Consider the following 19,435-nt stretch of genomic DNA (forward strand, 5'->3'; position numbering starts at 1 on the left):
CTCAAAGGTAATGAATGAGTAATCAACAACACGTAGATAAGAACCTCTACAATCCTACATTCCAATGGGCATTCTTACACCCAAAACACTGGGGAACTTGGCTCGGTATTCTCTTTGCTGTTTTGCTGGCTTTTGTACCCGCTAAACCACGCGATAAATTTGCCCGCTACATCTCTGGTATTATCGTTGGCAAAAATGGTCGTGTAGTAAGGCGTACTCGCCTCAATCTACAAAAGTGTTTTCCCGAAAAGTCCGAGCAAGAGATCCAGCATATTGTCGAAGAGACGTTTGCTAAAGCGGGTCAATACTTGTTGGGGTATTCAGAGTTTTTGATTCGCTCAACTAAACACAACCAGAAGCGCGGCGTTATGATCGGTGAAGAAAATCTGATGCCTTTATTAGATGCTGGTGAGAATGTGATTATCTTAGCACCACACGCATGGGCTGTTGATTACCCGGCGGTGATGCTCGCTGCGCAAGGTTACAAAGTCGCAACGATCATGAAGCCACAAAACAACCCTATTGGTGATTGGCTGATGCATGTTCAGCGTATGCAATATGGTGGTCGTATCTTTGCTCGTAGTGCTGGAGTGAAACCATTCGTACGCTCTATTAAAGATGGGTATATCGGATATTGGCTGCCTGATGAGGATCATGGTCCACAAAACTCAGTATTTGTGCCTTTCTTTGCTACTGAAAAAGCCACATTAAAAGGCTTTGGCAAAATGTCTCGATTATCGCGAGCGAAAGTAGTACCCGTCCTGCCTGCCTATAACGACAAAACCAGCAAATACGAAGTGCATATTCTGCCTGCTATCGACAACTTCCCTACGGGTGATGAGGAGCAAGATGCACGGGCGATGAATAAAGCGATTGAAGATTTGCTACGAGATAAACCTGAGCAGTATATGTGGAACCTATACCTTCTCGAAACCCAACGTGACGGTATTCGTATCTACGACAATATCTAGTCGCCAAACATCAATCAAAAACAAAAGCGCTTGCCTCGGCAAGCGCTTTTGTTTGAATACAAGACACAATATTACTGCTGACAATGGGAACAAAAAAAGGTGTTTCTCTGCCCGATTTTCATTTGTTCTATTGGTTCTCCGCACTGATGGCAAGGTTCGTTAGCTCGTCCATAGACTTGCAACTCTTGAGCGAAGTACCCTGGCTTACCATCCGATTGAGAAAAATCTTTTAACGTCGTACCACCTTGAGTGATCGCTTGTGCTAAAACACGCTTTATTTCTGAAACGAGTAACTGCCACTGAGTCAAAGTCACTTTATAAGCGGGTGTTGTTGGGTGTATTCCAGCGCTAAACAAGGACTCACAAGCGTAGATATTGCCTACCCCCACAACATTGGCGTTGTTCATAATGAAGGTTTTTACCGCCACACGTTTGTTTCTTGCTTTCTCCAACATCCAATCGGCACAAAACTCTTCCGTCAATGGCTCAGGACCACAGTTCGCTAGGAGTTCATGAGATTCTCCAGGCGCACACCAAAGCCAAGCCCCAAAGCGACGTGGATCGTTGTAACGCATCACTTTACCGTTACTCAAAACCAAATCAACGTGATCGTGTTTCTCCGCTTCAGGTGGGTTCTCAAGAACACGTAAACTTCCCGACATACCAAGGTGAACAATTGCCGTTCCTTTATCAGTGTCTATCAGCAAATATTTAGCTCGACGACGAATCGACGTGATCGCTTGCCCATGTAACTGATGAATTTCTTGTGGGATCAACCAGCGCAATTGTCTTTGGCGTACCACAATTTCTTTAATGGTCTCATCCAATAAGTGTGGACTGATCCCAAGACGAGACACTTCTACTTCAGGTAACTCTGGCATAAGAGCCCTTTATTGATTGGATTCGGTAGGTATTAGACTACTGGCTTCAAAGCTGACTGCAACCCAATTTTCATCGTAGGTATTCAGCAGCCAGAATTTTTCAAGCTGATAGGCCGTAATACGTTGAGGCTCTTCTTTCTCTTGATACCACACCTCGACCGTCACTGGGTTTTCCAATACAGGTTTTAGTTTGGCGTAGGTCTTCTCATCTACAGGAGTCCCCTGAATGGCTCGCCAACGCTGAATGACACTAGCTGCGTCTGACGTCCATTTTTCAGGAATGGCATGCCAAGTCTCGTCATCAAGATAAAACTGTATGCCTGCGTAGTTGATTTCAATTGGACTGGCATTTGGATCTAGCACCAACCCAGTTAAAACCTGAGGCTCGACATCTTGCTCAATAAGATACTGCTTAATGAGATTTGGCGCCGCCATCAACAACATAAACGCCGAGATGGCGATAATTAATATGTTGTTCCAACGACGCTTGGTGAGCTTGAAACGTTTGAATATCACGTTAGTTTAACTTATTACGATCATCGTCATCCTTACGCTCGTATTCACCTTCAAAAGTATTGCCATCTTGGTGCTTGTCGAAAGGATTTTGTTGGAAAGGATCATGACCTTGGAAGCCGCCTTGGTGAAACGCTCCGTTAGACATGGTTTTCACTACCATTTTACTCATCAAATATTTCGCTATCGCCGCACGCGGTGCCGGTAATAGGACTAACATGCCAAGTGCATCCGTCATAAAGCCAGGGGTAAGCAATAGGACACCCGATACCGCTAGCATGACACCTTCAACAATTTGTTGTGCAGGCATTTCACCTTGCTGAAGTCGCGTTTGCACCGACATTAGCGTTTGCAAACCTTGGCTTCTTACTAAAGACGCACCCACAAAAGCCGTTAGTAAAACTAACCCGATTGTTGGCCACAATCCTAGGAAACCACCGACTTGAATAAACAACCCAATTTCGATAATTGGTACAAAAATAAACAGTAATAATAATATCGGAAACACAACGTCCTCCTTGGTTTGATGTCAGTTTACGCTGACCTAGAACCAAACCACAAATAAAATGCTCAATTTCACCTGTATAAAGCACAGATTTAGTTTTACAAAGTATAAATTTGAACAATAAATTCATGAATTTTTTTGATGGTTATCGCATCTCCGACTCGTTACGCAACGTTGTGCAAACTTTCGGTGAAAAAGGTGATCTGGATACTATTTTTATGTGCTACTTTGAGTAATATGTACCCCATAAGTCAGGACGTAATAACTAGCCAATTATTCTGGCGAATGGATTCTTAAAACAGATTTGGCAAATATACTGTAATCAACGCAGAACAATAATCTAAGGATCCAAAATATGGCTACAACCACACACGCTAATCCTGTAGCAACTCAAGCCACTCGTATTGAAGAAGATCTATTAGGCCAACGTCATGTCCCGGCGGATGCTTATTATGGCATTCACACGCTGCGCGCTATCGAAAACTTTAATATCTCCAACGTTACCATTTCTGATGTACCCGACTTTGTTCGCGGTATGGTAATGACCAAGAAAGCAGCCGCATTAGCCAACAGAGAACTAGGCGTCATTCCAAAAGACATCGCGCAATTCATTATTCAAGCATGTGATGTTATTTTGGAAACTGGCAAGTGCATGGACCAATTCCCATCTGACGTGTTCCAAGGCGGCGCAGGCACTTCTGTCAACATGAACACCAACGAAGTCATTGCTAACGTTGCGCTAGAGCTGATGGGTAAAGAAAAAGGTCAATATGAGTTCATCAACCCTAATGACCATGTAAATAAGAGCCAGTCTACCAACTGTGCGTACCCAACAGGGTTCCGCATCGCGGTTTACAACAGTGTTCGTAAACTCATTGATGCTATCGAGTATCTAAAAGGTTCATTTGAAGACAAGAGCCAAGAGTTCTCTACGATTCTAAAAATGGGCCGTACCCAGCTACAAGATGCCGTTCCTATGACTGTGGGCCAAGAATTCCATGCTTGGGCCGTCACTTTGAACGAAGAAATTCGTAACCTAGACTACACCTCTAAGTTACTGCTTGAAGTCAACCTAGGCGCAACAGCCATCGGTACAGGCCTAAACGCTGCAGAAGGTTATCAAGAGTTAGCCGTTAAACACCTAACTGAAGTCACTGGACTAGAATGTGTTCCAGCTGAAGATTTGATTGAAGCAACGTCAGATTGTGGCGCTTATGTAATGACACACGGCGCTCTAAAACGCTTGGCGGTTAAGCTATCTAAGATCTGTAATGATCTTCGTTTGTTGTCTTCAGGCCCACGTACAGGCTTGAACGAGCTGAACCTACCTGAGCTTCAAGCTGGTTCATCCATTATGCCAGCTAAAGTAAACCCTGTAGTGCCTGAGGTGGTTAACCAAGTGTGCTTCAAAGTACTTGGTAATGACAACACTATCTCATTTGCAGCAGAAGGTGGACAGCTTCAGCTTAACGTGATGGAGCCAGTCATCGCACAAAGCATGTTTGAGTCTCTCGATATTCTAAAGAATGCCTGCATTAACCTTCGTGATAAATGTGTAGATGGCATCACCGTTAATAAAGAAGTCTGTGAGGGCTATGTCTTTAACTCTATTGGTATTGTGACTTACCTAAATCCTTATATTGGTCACCACGAAGGCGACATTGTGGGTAAGATTTGTGCTGAAACTGGTAAGAGTGTTCGTGAAGTAGTGCTTGAGAGAGGGCTACTTTCAGAAGAAGAGCTCGATGACATATTCTCAGTAGACAATCTGATGAAACCTCAGTATAAAGCGAAACGCTACGAGTAATACTGCTGTTAAGGCTCTCCTTTTGGGGAGCCTTTTTAGTTGTTACTTTGCCAAATTAAAGACTTTATAAAATTCAAATAACACGACATAAACAAATATCTTCCGTCATTTACACAAATGACCCAAAGATATAATGCGAGGAATTGCTATGGTTGCTATAGAACTGGCCGTCGTACTGCTATTTATCTATTTAGGTGCACGTATAGGCGGTATTGGAATTGGTTTAGCGGGTGGTGCGGGTGTTATTGCCCTATCTTTAGTCTTAGGCGTACCGACAAGCCAAGCTTACATCCCGGTGGATGTTATTCTAATTATCATGTCAGTCATTACTGCGATTGCCGCAATGCAAGTTGCTGGTGGCATGGACTGGTTAGTACAAGTTGCTGAAGATTTTCTTCGCAAACATCCAGAAAGGATTACCTTTTACGCTCCAATTGTAACTTTCTTGATGACACTCATGGCTGGTACAGGTCATACCGCGTTCTCTACACTACCTGTAATTGCCGAAGTGGCAAAAGGTCAGGGCGTTCGTCCATCTCGCCCGCTTTCAATCGCCGTTGTCGCTTCCCAAATCGCGATTACAGCGTCTCCAATCTCAGCCGCAGTTGTCGCTTTTGCAGCTATGCTAGCGCCAATGGGCGTTGATTACTTAACACTTCTTGCGGTTTGTATCCCAACCACCTTTATCGCTTGTATGGTCGGTGCGTTTGTTGCCAACTTTATGGGTAGTGAGCTTAAAGATGATCCGGTTTATCAAGAACGCTTGGCTCAAGGTCTTATCAAACTAAACACTGCTCAAAAACGTGAGATCCTACCGACAGCGAAGAAAGCAACCTACATCTTCCTAGGTGCGATTGCCTTCGTTGTTTGTTACGCAGCGGCTATCTCCGGCTCTATTGGTTTGATTGAAGACCCTGCACTTGGACGTAACGAAGCAATTATGACGGTGATGTTAGCAGCGGCAGCCATCATCACGCTAACCACGAAGATCGATGCGTCTAAAATTCCTTCAGCAGCCACCTTCCGCTCAGGCATGACAGCATGTGTGTGCGTACTAGGTGTTGCATGGTTAGGCTCAACATTCGTTAACGCACACGTAGACGGCATCAAAGAGTTTGCAGGCGCGCTACTTGCTGACTACCCATGGATGCTAGCCCTAGTACTGTTCTTTGCTTCTATGCTGCTTTATTCTCAAGGCGCAACGACAGTTGCACTTATGCCAGCAGCATTGGCGATTGGAGTTGCTCCTCTCACAGCTGTTGCCTCATTTGCAGCGGTTAGTGCACTATTCGTTCTTCCAACGTACCCAACCTTATTGGCGGCGGTAGAAATGGATGACACAGGTTCAACGAGAATTGGTAATCTAGTCTTTAACCACCCATTCTTCATTCCTGGTGTGGCAACTATCGCGACAGCAGTTGCACTAGGCTTTGCCTTTGGCGGCATTTTGATTGGCTAACCTTAGGCTATTCTAAAAAATGAGAGCTGCGTTGATACGCGGCTCTTTTTTTGTCTGAGTTGAAACAAAACAGCCTATCTTCCTGTCCTAAGTTAATATAACCTCAACTTATTCACGATCGCGTTTACTTGGCTTGTATGTACCGAATATTGTCTCCGTTCATCTTACTTTTCGCTATTGCCTTCTCTACCCCGAGCTGGGCGCTATTTGGCAACTCCAATAATGCACCAGCTTTCGCTCCAAATACCGCCAATACTTTTGTCCCTGTTGATGAAGCTTTCCCTATGAACTTCTACCAACAAGGTAATAAAGTGTTCATCGATTGGCAGGTCAAAGAGGACTATTACCTCTATCAAGAGCGCATTGCAATCAGTGGTGAAAATGTCGCTATTGGCAGCATCAAGATGGAAGACGGAACACCGTATAAAGATGAATTTTTTGGTGACGTCAATATCTACACAGAACCCCTTTTTGTCGAAGTACCAATGAGTCAATATCAGACTGGAGCCAAGCTCATTGTGCAGTACCAAGGCTGTGCAAAAGCAGGCTTCTGTTATCCACCAGAAACACGTGTCATAGACATCAGTCCATTCGACTTTGACAGTGCAACTCCTCTCGATAACGCGAATGACATTAAAGCAACAGCTGCGGATACTGCTAGCGCCACCCACTCGAAAACTCGAGATAGTGAGCTGACTGATAAACTGGCTCAAAACTGGTGGACGCCTGCATTATTCTTACTATTAGGCATAGGGCTCGCCTTCACGCCTTGTGTGCTACCTATGTACCCTATCCTAACCAGCATCGTGTTGGGCGGAGGTAAACGCAGCCATAAACAAGCACTGGTATTATCCCTCGTATATGTACAAGGTATGGCGTTAACTTACACACTGCTGGGACTAGTCGTCGCGTCTGCTGGTATGCAGTTTCAAGCCGCGATGCAGCATCCGTATGTGTTGATCGGCCTCAGTACTTTGTTTGTCGCGCTATCATTATCTATGTTTGGTTTGTATACCCTACAGCTCCCAAGCGGACTGCAAACTTGGCTCAATAATCTCAGCAATAAACAGCAAGGTGGCAACTTATTTGGTGTTTTCGCCATGGGAGCTATCTCAGGTTTAGTCTGTTCTCCTTGTACTACAGCTCCGTTATCAGGAGCGTTGTTGTATGTAGCACAAAGTGGAGATTTACTGACTGGCGGTATCGCGCTTTATGCTCTTGCCATAGGTATGGGTATCCCTCTTATGGCTGCCGCGGTATTTGGAAATAAACTGCTGCCTAAAGCGGGTAATTGGATGGAACGAGTTAAAATACTGTTTGGTTTTGTCTTACTCGCAGCGCCAATCTTTCTACTTGAAAGACTACTGCCTGAGTTTTGGAGTACCGTGCTTTGGTCAGTACTGGGCATCTCTGCCTTTGGTTGGCTTTATCATCAGAAAAACGCACTGCCCTTCGGCGGTTGGAAACAAAGCTGTGTTGGGATACTGGCCATCCTAGGTTTATTTGCTTCAGCACAACCTTTGCTGAACCATTGGTTTGGCTCCACCAGCAATAATGTGAGCAGCGAAGTCACTGTCAGTTTTATCCAGATTAGTAATGTACAAGAGCTCAATGCGGAACTCGCCAAAGCAAAACAAGCTGGAAAACCCGTTATGCTGGACTTCTATGCCGACTGGTGTGTGGCATGTAAAGAGTTCGAGAAGTACACCTTCCATGACGCCTCGGTTGAGCCCGTGTTGTCTCAGTTTGTGTTACTTCAAGCCGACGTCACTAAAAACCAACCTCAAGATATTGAGTTGCTTAAACAGATGGATGTGCTTGGACTCCCTACGATTGAATTTTGGGATGCAAAAGGCAATGCGGTGTCCAGCGCTCGTCTTACAGGCTTTGTTCCTGCTGAAGATTTTTTGCAACATCTTCGTAAAAACCAGCTGATTGATACTTTGAGCCCATGATAGACAATAAAAATTCGATTCTCATCAGAGTTTTGCATTGATTCATTTGTTCAAAGAGCCGTCTGAATTAATAATATAAATTAACACTTTCGTAAAAAGTTGAGATGTTATGGAACCCAGCTACACCATTATTATCGCTGATGATCACCCACTCTTTAGGAATGCACTTTTCCAATCAGTGCACATGGCGATAAGTGGTGCCAATCTACTAGAAGCTGATTCCTTGGATTCGCTACTTGGATTGCTTGCCAAGAATGATGAACCAGATTTGATCTTGCTTGATCTTAAAATGCCAGGAGCCAATGGCATGTCCGGACTGATTCACCTACGAGCTGACTATCCGGATATTCCGGTCGTCGTTATCTCTGCTAGTGAAGAGCCCAGTATCGTGTCTCAGGCTAAAACGCATGGCGCTTTTGGTTTTATTCCTAAATCCAGTGACATGCGTGAACTGATTAATGCTTTGAATCAGGTGTTGAACGGAGAACCTTATTTCCCTGCTGAGCTTTTGATTGATAGTGCTGAGAACAACGACCTTGCGGAAAAGCTGGCGACACTTACTCCACAACAATACAAAGTATTAGGCATGTTGTCTGATGGTTTACTGAACAAGCAAATTGCTTATGATTTGAATGTCTCTGAAGCTACAATCAAAGCACATATGACGGCGATATTTAGAAAACTTGGTGTAAAGAATCGTACTCAAGCGGTGATTCTATTGCAGCAAATGGAATCCGACAGCTAGCTCTTTCCGCTCCTCAACTCGCTTCACTACTCCCTTTAGAGCTAGTTACTATGCGCTCTGAAGGGGATTTCATGCAGTATTTGCAATAAATTCCTACCTCATTCAACTACTTTTATTTCCAATCTTATCGATAAACGTTAGACCTTTGGCTAATTTAACATCAAATTAACATCACACTTTTCATACCGAAGTTCAGCAAAGCTTTGTTTTGTATACGCTTAATCATTTTCTTCTGTCGACTAAAGTTGCACTGAGTTATCGCCTTTAGCCTGCTACCTTATAAAACGTAACAATACGTTAACACCACACAAAAGGAGAAGGCCATGGCGTTCGAATCATCAGAACAAGCTCAAGCCTATTGGAAGGAAAATCTAGGAATCATGGGATCCCTATTAGCCGTTTGGTTCATCGTATCTTACGGCGCAGGAATCCTGTTTGTTGACGCACTTAACGCTATTCAGTTTGGCGGATTTAAACTGGGCTTCTGGTTTGCACAACAAGGTTCAATCTACACCTTTGTTGCACTGATTTTTGTTTATGTCGCTCGTATGAACGCTCTCGACAAGAAATATAACGTACAGGAAGACTAAGAGGCACACTAATGGATATTCAAACTTGGACGTTTATTCTTGTTGGTATTACCTTCGCGCTCTATATCGGTATCGCGATTTGGGCACGCGCAGGTTCAACAAGTGAATTTTATGTCGCTGGCGGTGGTGTTCACCCTGTAGCGAACGGTATGGCTACGGCAGCTGACTGGATGTCGGCCGCATCATTTATCTCAATGGCAGGTATTATCTCATTCATCGGTTACGATGGTGCGGTGTATCTAATGGGTTGGACAGGTGGTTATGTTCTACTTGCTCTATGTCTAGCACCATACCTACGTAAGTTCGGCAAATTTACCGTGCCTGACTTTATCGGTGATCGTTACTACTCTAAAACGGCACGTATGGTAGCAGTATTCTGCGCAATTTTCGTTTCTTTCACTTACGTGGCTGGACAGATGCGTGGCGTTGGTGTTGTATTCTCTCGATTCCTAGAGGTAGATATTAACCTTGGTATCGTTATCGGTATGGCGATCGTCTTCTTCTACGCGGTAATGGGTGGGATGAAAGGCATCACGTATACTCAGGTGGCGCAATACTGTGTGTTAATCTTTGCATTCTTAGTACCAGCCGTGTTTACTTCACTCATGATGACAGGCTCAGTCTTCCCACAAGTGGGCTTTGGCTCAACTATCTCGGGCTCTGAAACCTACTTACTTGATAAACTTGATGGCTTGACTCAAGAGCTTGGCTTTACCGCTTATACTGATGGCTCGAAGAGTATGGTCGACGTCTTCTTTATCTGTGCAGCTCTAATGGTCGGTACTGCGGGTCTACCTCACGTTATTATTCGCTTTTTCACAGTACCTCGCGTAAAAGATGCACGTATCTCAGCAGGTTGGGCACTTGTCTTTATCTCGCTACTTTATACCACTGCGCCTGCAGTAGCAGCCTTCGCTCGCGTTAACATGATTGACACGATCAACGGTCCAGACATGAAAGGTGTCGCAGCAGCTGAAGCACCAAGCTGGTACAAAAACTGGGAAAGCACTGGTCTAGTAGGTTGGGAAGATAAGAACGGTGACGGCAGAATGTTCTACTCAGGCGACGAACGCAATGAGATGAAGATTAACCGTGATATCATCGTACTGGCTTCTCCAGAGCTTGCTCAATTACCAAACTGGGTAGTTGCATTGCTGGCTGCTGGTGGTCTTGCCGCCGCACTTTCTACCGCAGCAGGTCTACTGCTTGTTATCTCAACAGCCGTCTCGCACGACTTGCTCAAGAAAGGGTTTAAGCCCGACATGACCGATAAGCAAGAATTGATGTATGCCCGGATAGGCGCCGCACTCGCCGTAATAGGTGCAGGTTACCTAGGTATCAACCCACCAGGGTTCGTAGCTCAGGTAGTAGCATTCGCCTTCGGCTTAGCAGCGGCTTCCTTCTTCCCTGCGATTATCCTAGGTATCTTCTATAAGAAGATGAATAAAGAAGGTGCGATCGCAGGTATGCTTTCAGGTATCTTGTTCACTGCGGCTTACATCATCTACTTCAAGTTTGTAAACCCAGCAGCAAATACACCAGATAATTGGTTATTTGGAATCAGCCCAGAAGGTATCGGTACTCTAGGTATGTGTTTGAACTTCACGGTTTCTATCATCGTTAACAAGTTCACCGCTGAAGTGCCGAAAGAAGTACAAGATATGGTTGAGTCAATCCGCTATCCGAAAGGTGCGGGCGCAGCACACGACCACTAATATAGCGCTACAACGCTAAAACTAAAAAGCCACCGCAATTGCGGTGGCTTTTATTTCGTACTAGCGAAAATTAACATTAATCATAACGAGAGAAGCGATATTCTACGTCAACAAACCCCGTATACATTCCATCTTTTTCACGAGTTTTCACTTCTGTCTTTACGATTTTTAGACTGTTGTGCTTCAACTCTTTATGAGGAGTTCTAAGTACATAAACCAATTCATGTGAAGGCATGCCTTCTAAGCCTTGCTCAGCCTGTTCTGCAGCAGCCATAGCTTCTGCTTTGCTGGCAAATGGTGCAGTTTCAATGCCACCGTTACCATAAATATTGTCATATTGAGCAAATGACACCATAGGTACCGCTGCTAACACTGCAGCCAGAGATAGTAGTTTTTTCATAATGACACCTCATAACGCTGTACCCCACGGGTACATCAACAATCAGGTGAACGTACAACGACCTAACGCTCAACCAACACCTCCTCTACGAGGAGATAAAATAAAAATAAAAACAAAAATAACAATCATTACTAGTTTTCAGTAACGACAACCCATCATTTCTGTTTGCTAGTTGCTATCCATAAGACCTGACGTATGTCTCACTAATTTCAGAAAAATGACTTTTTTTTAGCCTTAAAAGATAAGCAATTGTTAATTAAGGCAATAAAACAAGCCATTGTTTTGATAAACATCTCATCAACTTGAAATTAAAGTGCAACAGCTCCCTTGCTTACTAATAAGGATAGCTTCAGCTACGTAAAGCGTCTGTCAAGAAAGGTAAATGAATGGTTATTTAACGTAAAGATATGGAAAACTCATAAACATAATTATGACAAATGAGTCTCCCATTTTGATATGGTAATCAAGCGCGATTGAGTATCGCTCTGAGTTTTAAAGGCTTAACAGGCTTCGCAATAAAACCAAAACCATTGGATTTGATCCCGTCTAACATCGACTCGGTTCTATCTGCACTGATGATGACACCATTAAATGAATCACCCATTCTTAACCTAAACTGTTGAAGCACTTCCAGCCCAGTACGTCCATTGTCTAACCGGTAATCCGATAGAATGACATCAGGCTCCCACCCCTCTTCTAAGTGCTTAAGACTCGCAACCAGATCCAACGCGGTACGAACATCACAACCCCACCGAGCTAGTAAGGTTTGCATCCCGACTAAGATGTCGGGTTCGTTATCCACGCATAGCACTTTGAGATGACTTAGCCCCGCGTCTGGCGCCAATTTAGCTTTGTCGGCAACAGGAGCCACTTCAGTCGCCACATCCAGAGTTATCGAGAAGACGCTTCCTCTATCCGGCCACGAGCGCATCGATATCTGGTGATTAAGCACTCTTGCAATACCACGTGATATCGCAAGCCCTAGCCCAAGGCCTTGATCCGCGCGTGCTTGATCTACCCGAGTAAACTCATTAAAGATCTCTTTTTGCTTGTCTTCAGGAATACCAATGCCATCATCCCAGACATCAATTCTTACTCGCCCGTTAACTCTTCTTGCACCTAACAGCACCTTACCTTCTGGGTTATAACGAAACGCATTAGTGAGGAAGTTTTGTAACACGCGGCGCAGCAATTTTGGATCAGACTTTACAATGAGCGATGAAGAGACAACCGAGAAATCAATCTGTTGACCGATAGAGATAGCACTAAATTCCGCTTTCAGGTTGTTAAAGACTTCCGACAATTGAAACCCGCGCACGTTAGTCTGCAACTTCCCAGACTCAAGCCGTGAAATATCCAGCAAATCGCCAATCAACTCCTCTGCGGCTCCCAATGCACTCTCGATATGAGAAGAGAGTTGGCGTGTTTCATCATCCTTGCTTGCCTCCGATAAAGAAGAGGCAAACAAACGAGCTGCATTTAATGGCTGCATTAAGTCATGGCTCACCGCAGCTAGAAAACGCATTTTTGATTGCGATTCCGATTCAGACTTTTTGGTGGCAAACACCAATCGTTTGTTGAGCTGTTCGAGCTCTTGCGTTCGTTCAATCACCCGCTCTTCAAGCCGCTCATTCGCATCACGTAATGCACTTTCCGCTTCTCTAAATACCGTAATATCAGTAAAGCTCATAACAAAACCGCCGCCGGGCATAGGGTTACCTTGAACTTCGATCACACTACCATCGGGACGCACTCGAGACGACGTATGAGGAGAGCCTTGTTCCAGATAATGAATACGTTTGCGAACGTGCTCATTAGGATCACCTGGCCCACATAGGCCTTGTTGTGCATTGTGACGAATGACATCAGCAATGGGTCTGCCGACCTAGATTAATCCAGCGGGAAAGCTGAATAGCTCGAGGTATCGACGGTTCCACGCTACCAACCGAAGCTGTTTGTCTACTACCGCAATGCCTTGTCCAATATGTTCAATTGCCCCTTGCAACAAGCCACGACTAAAGTGATAAAGCTCCGACGCTTCATCAACAATGGTTGCCACTTCCTCAAGCTGCATATTTCGTCCCTGCAAGGCCGACGTTAACACCAATTTGGCCGATGACGCACCAAACACCCCAGCTAAAACACGTTCGGTATGACGAATTAGCTCTGCTGAGGCTTGCTGATTGGGTAAAGGCTGCTTTTCCTGCTGCTTCCAAAACTGTCGAAATGCACTTCTGACTCTGGTTCTGCCAACAAACCGAGAAGCAAGCATCTCCAGTTCAGCCACTGTGACTCGGCTTTGATATAAGCTGAGATTCTCACTTTCAGGAAGTGGCGTACCAACAAACGAAGCCGATTGCAGTCTTTCTGTTAGGCTTGAACGAGTGGCCAGTGAAATCACTACAAAGCAAATAGCATTCAACACGACGCTAATCAGCATGCCCCAGTCAGAGCTTTCAATATGCAGAGATGAGAGAATATCGGGCGGCGTAATCACTCGTAAAAGTAAGTTATTGGTCGCATCGCCAGCTAAAAGCCCGGTTTCACTCATCAGGGTGATCAGCCAAATGGCGAATCCAACAAACAGTCCGACATACACCCCTTTTCGATTACCGAGACGCCAATACATCCCCCCTATCAAAGCAGGTGCAAACTGGGTAATAGCCGAAAATGACAAAAAACCAATCGCCGATAGCGAGTGTATTGTGTCCAGCGCCTGATAAAACGCCCAAGCGCCAAACAACAGCAAGCAAATGAGTGCTCTACGAATAATAAGCAGCAGACCGGATAAATGACGGTGTGAGCGGTGCGCCAGTTTAATTCGGCGCAGTAACAATGGCATCACCAGATCATTCGACACCATAATCGCCAATGCAATGGTAGACACAATCACCATACCACTGGCGGCTGATGTGCCTCCTAAAAACGCCAATAAGGCGATATTGTTCGCCTCTGCAAACTTAGGAATACTGATGACAAAGGTATCTGGAGATGTTCCCATCAATAACCCTTGTCCTACCCAAGCAATTGGCAGCACAAATATCCCCATCAGGACCAAATACGCGGGGAACAACCACCTTGCAGTATGTAAATCTTGGGCGCGCTCATTCTCCACTACAATCGTGTGGAACTGACGCGGCAGACACACGATCGCCATCATGGTCAGGCCGGTATGAATTAGCAAGGTAGGAATATTAGGGGATTGATAGGTATTCGATGCCAGTTCACCAAGATGGATATCTGGGCGTTGCCATGCCAAGTAAAGAATGAAAAAGCCAACAACGAGGAATGCTACCAATTTGATAATTGATTCAAAAGCAACAGCCATCATCATGCCGCGATGGTGCTCGGTATTATCGATATGGCGAGTGCCGAACAGCATGGTAAAAATTGCTAGCGCACCAACAACAAACCACGAAATATGATTATCTTGATAGCCCAGTTCATCCGCTAGATTCGGTGCGACGACATCCAATCCCATCGTAATACCGCGAAGCTGTAATGCTATGTAAGGCAAGATGCCGGCTACCGCAATCAGCGTCACCACTACCGCTAAGCCTTGAGACTTGCCATATCGTGCGGCAATAAAATCCGCGATTGAAGTAATGTGTTCGCGCTTTGCTATCAAAATAAGGCGAGCAATAACACGCCAGCCTAATGTGAAGACGATAATGGGGGCGATATAAATGGGTAGAAATGCCCAAGGATTGGAGCTGGCTTGACCAACGGTTCCGTAAAAGGTCCACGAAGTACAATACACAGCAATAGACAGGCTATACACCCAAGGTCGCCAGTTAGACAACCATTTCTTTTGTCTGTCTCCATACCACGCAATAAGAAACAAAATCCCCAAATACGCCAGTGAAACGGGGACGACTACCCATCCTTGCATGTTGTGATATCCCTTTAAATTCCTTAACTATTATTTAAAGGGCTATCACTAATTTTCACAAATGTTCAGCCTCAATTCTGTGGCTCAGGCTGAGAATTTTCGTTGATATCTCGCACACCTTTGTTTTTCGGCTCAACTTTAATAAACAGTGCGAAGAAGCCCATCGCCGCCATCCCCCAGAAAACGTTGGCTCCCCACAGTTCGTAGCCCCAGCCACTGACGGCCATCATCAACGCAATAAATGCACCTAATGGGATGGCGTTATACAGGGCCTGCAATGCCACCATCTTGTTAGCATCAGACTTTTGGATATATTGAATGGCAGCAATATGAGCGATTGCGAACGTCACACCATGCAGTAACTGGATAACGACAAGTGCCCCAACGGCGGTCGTTGAAGCCGTCAAACCCCAACGAACCATGACACCCACAGAAGAAATAACAAACAGAGTGCGTAGCGACCATCCTGCAAACCATTTCTTACTGAAAGCGAACAATAGCACTTCCGATACCACACCTAGGCTCCACAAATAGCCGATTAGGCTTTCTGGGTGCCCTGCTTCCTTCCAATAAATAGAGCTAAAGCTGTAATAAGCCGCATGGCTTCCCTGAATAAGCGCAATAAGCACCAAAAAGCGTATCACCGACCAATCTTTTAACAGTAATGTCAGCTTTGGCCTAACAGCATCATCTTCATGTTGAGAAACTGGCATAGTCGCTGGACTACGCATCACCAACAGCATCGAGAACACGAAACCCGCAATTGCGGTGTAAACAATCATATTCGCGCCAAACTGTGAGGCTAAATAACCCACCACAGAAGAACCCGCTATAAAGGCAATAGAGCCCCAAAGTCGGGTACGGCCATAATCCAACATACTGCGGTTCGCATAGTGGTTAGCCATCGCATCGGATAAAGGCACAACCGGGCCAAAGCTGAGGTTAAACAGAACTGTGACCAAGGCTAGCATCATAAAACTTGGGCCTGCTGCTAGGTGAGCAGCGACAAAAATGGTGCACGCTAACGTTGCCCAGCGTAGTGCTGGTAACAGACTTTCTGCTTTGTGAATTCGTGGGGTAATCAATAGGTTTGCAACGCAGCGAGTCGCAAAGCCTAATCCCATCAACATACCGACATCTGCTGCAGATACCCCTTGATCTTCAAACCATAACGCCCAGAAAGGCAGATAAACACCGTAGGCAAAAAAGAAACCAAATAAATATTGGGATACCCAAGCGAATGGGGATGGACTCAACATAGCAGCAACCTAAAACAACGACAGGAAAGAGAGCAAAGAGACGCTCTGAATAAGATCGCGCCCATTATGCAATGCGAAACGTTTGCAAAAAAGGGAATTGTTTATAGAAATGAATTTCCCCATATCAAAATGCCTTAAATATTACGTGGCCAATATTCGACTAAAGTCGTCTGGAGCTTGTCGTTAATTTTGCCAGACTATCAGCATAGCCACGGTTACGGAGCTCGTTTTTATGCCTGATAAATTCAATATGTCGTCACCTCCTTTCGACAGACTCACCGAACAACAACAAAATCAGCTAAGAACAGCCTTAGATGTCGCGTACTTTCGAGATAAGGACGTCATGCTGCGTGCCGGGTCACCCAGCGACAGTTTACATATTATTATTAAAGGCTCTGTCGAAGAGCGCGATGAACACAACCAAGAAGTATTTGCCCACTATACCTATGATGATCTCTTCGACGTCCGTGCATTACTGGGCGATAGCGTGAAACACAATTATGTCGCTTTAGAGGACACCTTAGTTTACTTGTTACCTAAAGAGGTATTCTTATCTCTTTATCATAGTAACGGGCAGTTTGCGGCCTACTTTGATACCAGTTTGGCTACCCGTCAGCAGTTGATAGAAGAAGCACAGAAGCAACAAAACCTTGCTGAGTTCATCTTGACCAAAGTCGACGAAGACATCTACCACCCTCCTTTAATTCTAGGGCCAGACTTAACCATTACTGACGTTACTAAGCGGCTGCTCAATCATGGTGTCGACGCCGCATTAATTGAACTGAATCTGGATACTGACACGCAGCAGCGCCACCCTAATACCCTGCCTTACGGCATAGTCACTCGCACCAATATGCTCCATGCCGTCGTGCTAGAAAACCTACCTAATACCACTCCAATCAGTGAGATTGCTACTTTTCCAGTCCACCAAGTCGACAAAGAAGAGTTCCTTTTCAATGCAATGGTGACTATGACTCGACAACGGGTAAAGCGACTAATGGTATGCGAAGGGAAGAAAGCGGTGGGCATGCTCGATATGACTCAAATCCTCAGTGCTTTCTCTACACACTCGCATGTGCTGTCACTCAGTATCGCCAGAGCCAACAATGTTGATGAGTTGGCGTTAGCATCTAATCGACAGCAGCAACTGGTAGATAGTCTCGTGACTAACGGAATCCGAACTCGATTTATGATGGAGCTGGTTTCTGCTATCAACGAGCAAATCATTGAGCGCGCGTTTGAGCTTATTCTGCCACCTGCGATGCACGGTCACTGCTGTCTTATCGTCATGGGCTCAGAAGGTCGTGGAGAACAGATTCTAAAAACTGACCAAGATAACGCGCTTATCTTAGAAGATGGTATTGATTGGCCTAATAAAGACAGCGCGCTCAAGGAGTTAAACCATACACTAGCCAGGCTAGGTTACCCACTTTGCCCTGGCAATGTGATGGTCAGCAATGCTCATTGGGTCAACACCACCAGCGAATGGAAACAGCGCATAGAACAACTCGTGAGTAGCGCTAGTAGTGAAAGTGTCATGGAAATCGCGATTCTGGCCGACGCCAGAGCTGTCGCAGGAAACGCTGAATTGTTAACACCAGTTAAGCAACATTTGCAACAGCAGATGGAAGGTCAAGAAGCAATCCTTACCGAATTCACTCGCCCAGCCCTCAACTTTGCAGTGCCTCTGACTTTGTTTGGTAATGTTAAATCATCAAAACAAGGTGTGGATCTTAAACAAGGCGGTATCTTCCCAATAGTTCATGGGGTGCGCGCCATCAGTCTTGAGTATGGTATCAACGAAACCAACACCTTTGATCGCATCGAACAACTGGTCAGTAAGCGAGTATTGGAAACCTCCACCGCAGAAAATTTGGCCGAAGCGCTCAAGCATTTCTTTAAACTCAGACTGCAGCAGCAGCTGTCTCATCACGATATTAGCAATGCCATTCAACTTAATGATTTAGAGAGACCAGAGCGAGACTTACTACGACATGGATTCCATGTCGTGAAAAAATTTAAACAGTGGCTGGGATATCACTACCAAATACGTCACTAATTTCAGCGGAGCAAGGCAGTACCATGAATATTATCTCAAGAGCCTATTGGCGCTATCATTTGCGCCACTCGCCACATCGGCACTTGTTTGCTCGCCCCAAACACAATGAGTATGTGTCCTTGGACTGTGAGACGACAAGCTTAGACCCAAGTGTGGCAGAGATTGTCACCATCGCCGCAACTAAAATTATTGATAACCGAATAATCACTAGTGACCCATTTGAAGTGCGTTTATCCGCCCCCAAATCTCTAGGAGAAGACTCGGTGAAGATTCACCATATTACTCACGATGAGCTCAAACACGGCATTAGCGAAAAGCAAGCGATGTCAGCACTGCTGAACTTTATCGGTAATCGACCTTTGGTAGGCTATCACATCCGTTATGATAAGAAGATTCTTGATCGCGCAGCTAAAAAACACCTTGGGTTCCCCCTACCCAATGAGCTCATTGAAGTTAGTCAGATCTACAATGATAAACTACTCAAGCTGCTTCCCAATGGTTACTTCGATCTAAGTTTGGAGGCAATCTGTCGACATTTGCAGATTCCTAATTATCACAAACATGATGCATTGGAAGACGCTAAAGCCGCCGCCATGGTCTATCTCAAGCTGACTCGAGGCTCACTTCCACCCTTTCGCCCACAGAGCTAATTATGCTAATCGGTCAGAATGCGACTTAGCTCTC

General features: G+C 45.1%; 14 protein-coding genes and 1 pseudogene. 9 read left to right on the top strand and 6 right to left on the bottom strand.

What is annotated here, in order from left to right; translation table 11 throughout:
* Positions 1-14: 14 nt before the first annotated feature.
* Positions 15-971, top strand: a complete 957-nt coding sequence (lpxM, locus tag HW45_RS00245) for a lauroyl-Kdo(2)-lipid IV(A) myristoyltransferase (RefSeq protein WP_038223836.1) — start codon at positions 15-17, stop codon at positions 969-971.
* 71 nt (positions 972-1,042) lie between these two features.
* On the opposite strand, the gene mutM is transcribed toward lpxM, so the two are convergent.
* The 3 genes from mutM to HW45_RS00260 are packed head-to-tail and all read right to left on the bottom strand — an operon-like array spanning position 1,043 to position 2,873.
* Complete coding sequence (gene mutM / locus HW45_RS00250; RefSeq protein ID WP_038223838.1) at positions 1,043-1,852, bottom strand: bifunctional DNA-formamidopyrimidine glycosylase/DNA-(apurinic or apyrimidinic site) lyase; 810 nt, start codon at positions 1,850-1,852, stop codon at positions 1,043-1,045.
* Between the two features lie 9 nt (positions 1,853-1,861).
* A complete protein-coding gene (locus tag HW45_RS00255; RefSeq protein WP_081875726.1) occupies positions 1,862-2,368 on the bottom strand; it encodes a hypothetical protein in 507 nt (168 codons plus the stop codon).
* Between the two features lies 1 nt (position 2,369).
* Positions 2,370-2,873, bottom strand: coding sequence for an FxsA family protein (locus tag HW45_RS00260; RefSeq protein ID WP_038223841.1), 504 nt, complete (start codon positions 2,871-2,873; stop codon positions 2,370-2,372).
* A gap of 352 nt (positions 2,874-3,225) precedes the next feature.
* On the opposite strand from HW45_RS00260, the gene aspA reads away from it, so the two are divergent.
* From aspA to HW45_RS00290, 6 genes are all read left to right on the top strand, one after another.
* Positions 3,226-4,677 carry an aspartate ammonia-lyase gene (aspA, locus tag HW45_RS00265; protein WP_038223844.1) on the top strand — a complete coding sequence of 484 codons (1,452 nt, stop codon included), beginning with the start codon at positions 3,226-3,228 and terminating at the stop codon, positions 4,675-4,677.
* 148 nt (positions 4,678-4,825) lie between these two features.
* A complete protein-coding gene (locus tag HW45_RS00270; RefSeq protein WP_038223846.1) occupies positions 4,826-6,136 on the top strand; it encodes an anaerobic C4-dicarboxylate transporter in 1,311 nt (436 codons plus the stop codon).
* Between the two features lie 137 nt (positions 6,137-6,273).
* Entirely contained in the window at positions 6,274-8,091 is a 1,818-nt protein-coding gene (locus HW45_RS00275) for a protein-disulfide reductase DsbD (RefSeq protein WP_038223848.1), read from the top strand.
* Positions 8,092-8,200: 109 nt separating this feature from the next.
* Positions 8,201-8,836 (top strand): response regulator transcription factor, encoded by a 636-nt coding sequence (locus HW45_RS00280; RefSeq protein ID WP_038223850.1) that lies wholly within the window; start codon positions 8,201-8,203, stop codon positions 8,834-8,836.
* 323 nt (positions 8,837-9,159) lie between these two features.
* Positions 9,160-9,426 (top strand): DUF4212 domain-containing protein, encoded by a 267-nt coding sequence (locus tag HW45_RS00285; protein ID WP_006075415.1) that lies wholly within the window; start codon positions 9,160-9,162, stop codon positions 9,424-9,426.
* 11 nt (positions 9,427-9,437) lie between these two features.
* The gene (locus tag HW45_RS00290; protein ID WP_006075414.1) at positions 9,438-11,141 is read left to right on the top strand and encodes a sodium:solute symporter family protein; all 1,704 of its coding nucleotides are present in this window, start codon (positions 9,438-9,440) and stop codon (positions 11,139-11,141) included.
* A gap of 76 nt (positions 11,142-11,217) precedes the next feature.
* On the opposite strand, the gene HW45_RS00295 is transcribed toward HW45_RS00290, so the two are convergent.
* The 3 genes and pseudogenes from HW45_RS00295 to HW45_RS00305 all read right to left on the bottom strand — a co-directional run bounded on the left by HW45_RS00295 (position 11,218) and on the right by HW45_RS00305 (position 16,692).
* On the bottom strand, positions 11,218-11,541 hold the full coding sequence (locus tag HW45_RS00295) for a DUF3316 domain-containing protein (protein WP_038223853.1): 324 nt from the start codon (positions 11,539-11,541) through the stop codon (positions 11,218-11,220).
* 463 nt (positions 11,542-12,004) lie between these two features.
* Positions 12,005-15,433 (bottom strand): annotated as a pseudogene (locus HW45_RS00300) (hybrid sensor histidine kinase/response regulator).
* A gap of 71 nt (positions 15,434-15,504) precedes the next feature.
* A complete protein-coding gene (locus HW45_RS00305) occupies positions 15,505-16,692 on the bottom strand; it encodes a 3-phenylpropionate MFS transporter (protein ID WP_006073437.1) in 1,188 nt (395 codons plus the stop codon).
* A gap of 232 nt (positions 16,693-16,924) precedes the next feature.
* On the opposite strand from HW45_RS00305, the gene HW45_RS00310 reads away from it, so the two are divergent.
* A complete protein-coding gene (locus HW45_RS00310) occupies positions 16,925-18,751 on the top strand; it encodes a putative nucleotidyltransferase substrate binding domain-containing protein (RefSeq protein ID WP_038223855.1) in 1,827 nt (608 codons plus the stop codon).
* Positions 18,752-18,774: 23 nt separating this feature from the next.
* Positions 18,775-19,401: a 3'-5' exonuclease gene (locus HW45_RS00315; RefSeq protein ID WP_038222766.1), complete on the top strand. Its 627-nt coding sequence runs from the start codon at positions 18,775-18,777 to the stop codon at positions 19,399-19,401.
* The last annotated feature ends 34 nt before the right edge of the window (positions 19,402-19,435 follow it).

The sequence above is a fragment of the Vibrio sp. ER1A genome (genome assembly GCF_000733315.1).
Lineage (GTDB): Bacteria > Pseudomonadota > Gammaproteobacteria > Enterobacterales > Vibrionaceae > Vibrio > Vibrio mediterranei.